Here is a 5,076-nt window from a genome sequence, read left to right on the forward strand (position 1 = left end):
CGCGTCCCGGGCGATGAGGAAGCCGCGCTGGACGAGCTCGGCCGTTCCCTCGAACGCGCGGTCCTCGTGCTCGACCGAGACCACGCCGTCGTAGCCGACCCCGTAGAGCGCGGCGAGGAACCTGTCCCAGCGCACCTCGCCGAGGCCGGGGAGGCGGGGGACCTGCCAGCCCATTCCGAGCGACACGGTGCCGTTGCGATAAAGGCCGTCACGGTCGATCTCCATGTCCTTCGCGTGGACGTGGAGGATCCGCGAGGCGTAGTCGCGGACGACGCGGAGGTAGTCGATCCGCAGCCAGACGAGGTGCGACGGGTCGAGGTTCAGGCCGAATCGCGGCGACGGGACGATGGTGAACATCTCGTCCCAGACGGCGGGCGTGGCAGCGAGATTGGTGCCGCCCGGCCACTCGTCCCAGCTGAAGATCATCGGGCAGTTCTCGATCGCGATGTTCACGCCGCGGCCCTCTGCGTAGGAGACGAGGCGCGGCCACACCTTGCGGAACTCGCGGAAGTTGTCAGGCACGTTCTTCGTCTGGTCACGGCCGACGAATGTTCCGACGGTGGGGACGCCGAGCGCGGCGGCCGCGTCGACGACCTTCTTCAGATGGTTGTTGACGGTGCGCCGTTCACCCGGGTCGGGGTGGAGGTTGTTCGGGTAGTACGCGAGCGAGGAGATCTCGAGCCCGTGGCGGTCGAGCACGTCGCGCACCTTCCCCGCGTCGAGCCGCTCGACGTCGATGTGCGAGACGCCGGCGTACCGGCGCCGCTCGCCGCCCGACGCGGGCCAGCAGGCGACTTCGAGCATCTGGAAGCCGTTTGCCGCCGACCAAGCGGCGGTCCGCTCGAGATTCATGCGCGGGAACGCGGCTGTGAGCAGTCCCAGCTTCATGTCGGTACCTCCACCCATCGTCGCTCTGCGTTGGAGACGGCGATCGCGTCGCCGAGGACGTTCGCGCGGTGCCCGTCGAGGAAGGTCGGATAGTCGGGCTCCTCGGGAGGCGCGCCCGCCGCGACAGCCGTGTAGACGCTCCGGTAGAGCTCGCGGAAGGTGTCCACCCAGCCCTCCGCATGGCCGGCCGGAAGAAAGGTGTGAGCTGCGGCGGAGGGCTGCATGAGCGCGCCGTTCCGCTGCAGAAGCTCGTTCGGCTCGTCGCGGCGCCCGAGCCACAGCTCCTCGTGACGCTCGGCGTTCCAGGCCAGGGCCGACTCGGAGCCGTCGACCTCGAAGTGGAGGAAGTTCTTGCGCCCCGCTGCACCCTGCGAGACCTTGAACGCGCCGCGCGCGCCGCCGTCGAAGCGGACGAGCACGTGCCCGAGGTCCTCTGTCGCCATCGGCGCGTCCTCGCGCTCGACGTCGTCGGCGCTCGCGAACGTCTCGACCTCGCCGACGGGCCGCCTCCGCACGGGAATGGTCGTGTGGAGGTCGGCGCAGACCTCGACGATCCGCTGACCGCTCACGAACTGCGCCATGTCCATCCAGTGCGAGCCGATGTCGCCGATCGCACGGAGCGCGCCGCCCTTTTCGAGCTCGAGACGCCAGTTCCAGTCGGTGGGGTAGAGCAGCCAGTCCTGGAGGTAGCCGCCGTGCACGTTCCAGATCTCGCCGAGCTCGCCCGTGGCGATGCGCGCCCGGGACTCGTGCACGAGCGGGAAGAAGCGGAGGTTGAAGTTCGTGCAGTGGACGAGGCCGCTCGACTCGGCGACCGAGACGAGCTCTGCCGATTCCTCGGACGTCATTGCCAGCGGCTTCTCGCACACGAGGTGCTTGCCCGCCTCGAGCACCTGCTTCGACTGCGGATGGTGCAGGTGATTCGGGGTCGTCAGATGGACGACGTCGACCGACGGGTCGGCGAGCAGCTCCTCGAGCGAGTCGTAGACCGGCGCGATCCCCTTCGCCGCAGCCCGCTCGGGCGACGACCCGACGACGCCTGCGACGTCGACGCCCAGCAGCCGGAGGGCGTGGACGTGGACGACGCCGACGAACCCCGTGCCGACGACGCCCGCGCGGAGCGACGACAGCGACCTCGGCTCGGCGGGGGGCACGGGCGTACGCTACTCCGCATGCCGAGCGCGCCGCACACCGAGCCGGCCGTCGGCGACGCGACCGACGCCGCCGCCTGGCGCGGGCGCCTCGTCGAGCTGATGGCCGACCATCGCGTCCCTGGCGCGACCCTCGGCATCCTCCACGAGGGAAGGGTGACGGCGACCGCGGCCGGGGTGCTCAGCAAGGCGACCGGCGTCGAAGTCACTCCCGACTCGCTCTTCCAGATCGGCTCGATCACGAAGGTGTGGACGGCGACGCTCGTTCTGCAGCTCGTCGACGAGGGCCGCCTGGATCTCGACGAGCCCGTCGCGGAGGTACTGCCGGGCTTCCGGGTCGCCGACGCCAACGTGACCCGCGCGGTGACGACGCGCCATCTCCTCACGCACACGAGCGGGATCGACGGCGACGTGTTCACCGACACGGGCCGCGGCGACGACTGCGTCGAGCGGTACGTCGCGGGCCTCGCCGAGATCGGCCAGAACCACCCGCTGGGCGCGACCTGGTCGTACTGCAACGCGGGCTTCGTCGTCCTGGGGCGGATCGTCGAGCACGTGACCGGCCTCACCTGGGACGGCGCGCTGCGCGAGCGCCTGGCCGCGCCGCTCGGGCTCGAGCACACGGTGACATTGCCGGAGGACGCCCTCCTCCATCGCACCGCAGTCGGTCACGTGGGCGAGCCCGACGAGGACCCGATTCCGACGACCACATGGACGCTGACGCGCGCGATGGGGCCCGCCGGGTTGATCACGGCGAGCGTGGAGGACGTCCTCGCCTTCGCGCGGATGCACCTGGAGGGCGGCGTCGCGACCGACGGCACGCGCGTCCTCTCGACGGCCGGCTGCGACGCAATGGCCGCGAAGGCGGAGCTCCCGGACACGCACACGCTCGGCGACTCGTGGGGCCTCGGCTGGATCCGCTTCGGCTGGGACGGCGAACGGCTGATCGGTCACGACGGCAACACGATCGGGCAGTCCGCCTTCCTGCGGCTCCTCCCGTCCCGCCGGCTCGCGGTCGTGCTGCTCACGAACGGCGGCAACACGACGGACCTCTTCCAGGATCTCTACCGCGAGATCTTCCGCTCGGTCGCCGGTGTCGAGATGCCCCGGCCGCTCGAGCCGCCCGTTGTCTCGCCCGACGTCGACCCGGAGCGCTACGTCGGTCGCTACGAGCGTGCCGCGATGACGACCGAGGTCTTCGTCGACGACCGCGGGCTCACCCTGCGCGCGACGGCCACAGGCCCGCTCGCGGAGCTGATGCCCGAGCCCGTGCACGAGCTGCCACTCGTCGCCGTCGAGCCGGAGCTGTTCGTGGTGCGACTGCCCGGGGAGACGACGTGGACGCCCGTCACGTTCTACGAGCTCGAGAACGCCTCGCGCTACGTCCACTACGGCGCCCGGGCCAATCCGCTGGTCGAACCCGGTTAGGGCTGCTCCAGGAGCTCGTCCACCGTCGCGGCGACGACGAGCTTGAACCCCGGCCGGCCGGCGCCGACGGGCTCGCGGTCGCCCGTCGCCCGGAACCCTGCGCGGGCGTAGAGGGCGCGCCCGGGCGCGTTCGCCTCCTGGACGAACAGGACGATGCGTCGAGCGCCGCGCTCGCGCGCCCAGGAGGCCACGGCGCGGATCAGGGAGCGGGCGACACCTCTTCCGCGCGCCTTGGGATCCACCCAGAGCGAGACGAGCTGCACCTCGAGCGGGTCGAGGCGGCGAAAGCCGCCCACGACGCCGAGCAGCCTGTCGTCGTCGTCTGCGACGAAGAGGATCTTGTCGGTGCCCTCGGCTGCCTCGGCCGTGCGCGCCCGCCAGACCCCCTCCGGCTCGCGGACGGCGTCCTCGTATCGGGTCGAGAAGTACGCCGCTTCCTCGCGGAGCATGCGCAGGCGCGCCTCGCGCCAGCGCAGCCATTCGTCGGCCCGGATGGGGCGGATCTCCATCGGGCGAGGCTATCCCTCACCGCCGCGCGGGCGGGGTCAGGTCCGGCAGTCGCCGGTGAGTCCCTCGCAGCAGCCGACCTTGAAGCGGCAGCGGGGGCACTGGAACGTGCCGTGCCGCCATTCCATCGCCGCGCCACAGCGCAGGCAGGGCTCGGTGTGCTGTGCGGGCTCCGGAGGGCGCGGAGGGGTCATCGTCCGGGACGCTACTGCGTCACTCGGACGGGACCCGCCGCCCCCCGCACGGGGTGGGCGCCCCACCCCCTGGAGCGCCCACCCCGTGCGCAGACGGCGCCGGAGCGTCGCCTGGCTTTCGTGTCGGGGCTCGCCTACCCGCGGAGATTGACCGGGAAGGAGACGAGGCGGCGGGTCGAGATCCCGCCGAGGAGGTTGCCGCCCGGCTCACGAGCGCGGACGAACATCACGAGCAGCTGCTGCCGCGGCGTCGCGGGGAACCCGCGCTGCCGGTTCATCCGCAGCTCGGCCCAGCCGTCGGCACCGGTTGTCGCCTCGGGCGGAACGGAGAACATGTTGTACGGCACCGCCGTGACGTAGACCAGCGCGCCCTGGACCGGCTTGCCGTTACACGCGGTAACGCGATACCGCGCCACGATCGACTGCGTCGAGCCGACGATCACGCTCGGCGACACCTGCTGGCCGGCGATCAGCAGCCGCTCGGGCGGCTTCAGCTCGTTGGCGACGGGCGGGTTCTTGTCGCAGGGGTTCGCGGCGGGCGGCGGCGTTGTCGGTGCCTCGCGGATCACCGCGGTGGGAACGGTTGTGACATTGGTGCGTCCATCGGCGTTCTGCGCGGTGACGGTCACGCGGATGGTGTTTCCCTGGTCGACCTGCTTGAGCAGGTACGTCTTCTCGCTCGCCCCGCTGATCAGGGCGCAGCTCCCGCCGTCGGAGTCACACCGACGCCAGGCGTAGTCGTAGTCGGTCGGGTTGCCCGTCCATGTCCCCTCCTTGGCGGTCAGAGTCGACCCGACCTGCGGCGTCCCCTGGATCGTCGGACGCGTCTGGTTCGTGGGTTTCGCCTGCGTCGCGGCGGAACCGAGCCCCGTCCCGCCGAGCATCGCCCCGGCGAACGCGGCTGTCGT

The 5,076-nt window shown here is 71.3% G+C and carries 3 protein-coding genes and 2 pseudogenes; 1 reads left to right on the plus strand and 4 read right to left on the minus strand.

All coding sequences use genetic code 11. The features are described from left to right. The coding region (locus VNM44_RS15475; protein ID WP_325626896.1) for a sugar phosphate isomerase/epimerase at window positions 1–888 on the minus strand (888 nt) is incomplete at its 3' end. Beyond that, window positions 885–2,042 (minus strand): Gfo/Idh/MocA family oxidoreductase, encoded by a 1,158-nt coding sequence (locus VNM44_RS15480; RefSeq protein ID WP_325626898.1) that lies wholly within the window; start codon window positions 2,040–2,042, stop codon window positions 885–887. The genes VNM44_RS15480 and VNM44_RS15475, both read right to left, overlap by 4 nt. Window positions 2,043–2,105: 63 nt before the next feature. Here VNM44_RS15480 and VNM44_RS15485 point away from each other — a divergent pair. Beyond that, window positions 2,106–3,467: pseudogene (locus VNM44_RS15485) on the plus strand (serine hydrolase); the annotation flags it as partial. Here the strand turns inward: VNM44_RS15485 and VNM44_RS15490 are convergent. Together VNM44_RS15490 and VNM44_RS15495 are read right to left on the minus strand one after the other, a co-directional pair. Further along, window positions 3,464–3,976 (minus strand): GNAT family N-acetyltransferase, encoded by a 513-nt coding sequence (locus VNM44_RS15490; protein ID WP_325626902.1) that lies wholly within the window; start codon window positions 3,974–3,976, stop codon window positions 3,464–3,466. The pseudogene VNM44_RS15485 and the gene VNM44_RS15490 sit on opposite strands and share 4 nt — an antisense overlap. Before the next feature lie 326 nt (window positions 3,977–4,302). Then, window positions 4,303–5,076: pseudogene (locus VNM44_RS15495) on the minus strand (hypothetical protein); the annotation flags it as partial.

This window comes from Gaiella sp. (assembly GCF_035558935.1).
Classification (GTDB): Bacteria; Actinomycetota; Thermoleophilia; order Gaiellales; family Gaiellaceae; genus Gaiella.

What these genes read in the sequence shown, in the direction of transcription:
- VNM44_RS15490 (WP_325626902.1), bottom strand. Translation starts at nt 3,976, where the DNA reads ATGGAGATCCGCCCCATCCGGGCCGACGAATGGCTGCGCTGGCGCGAG.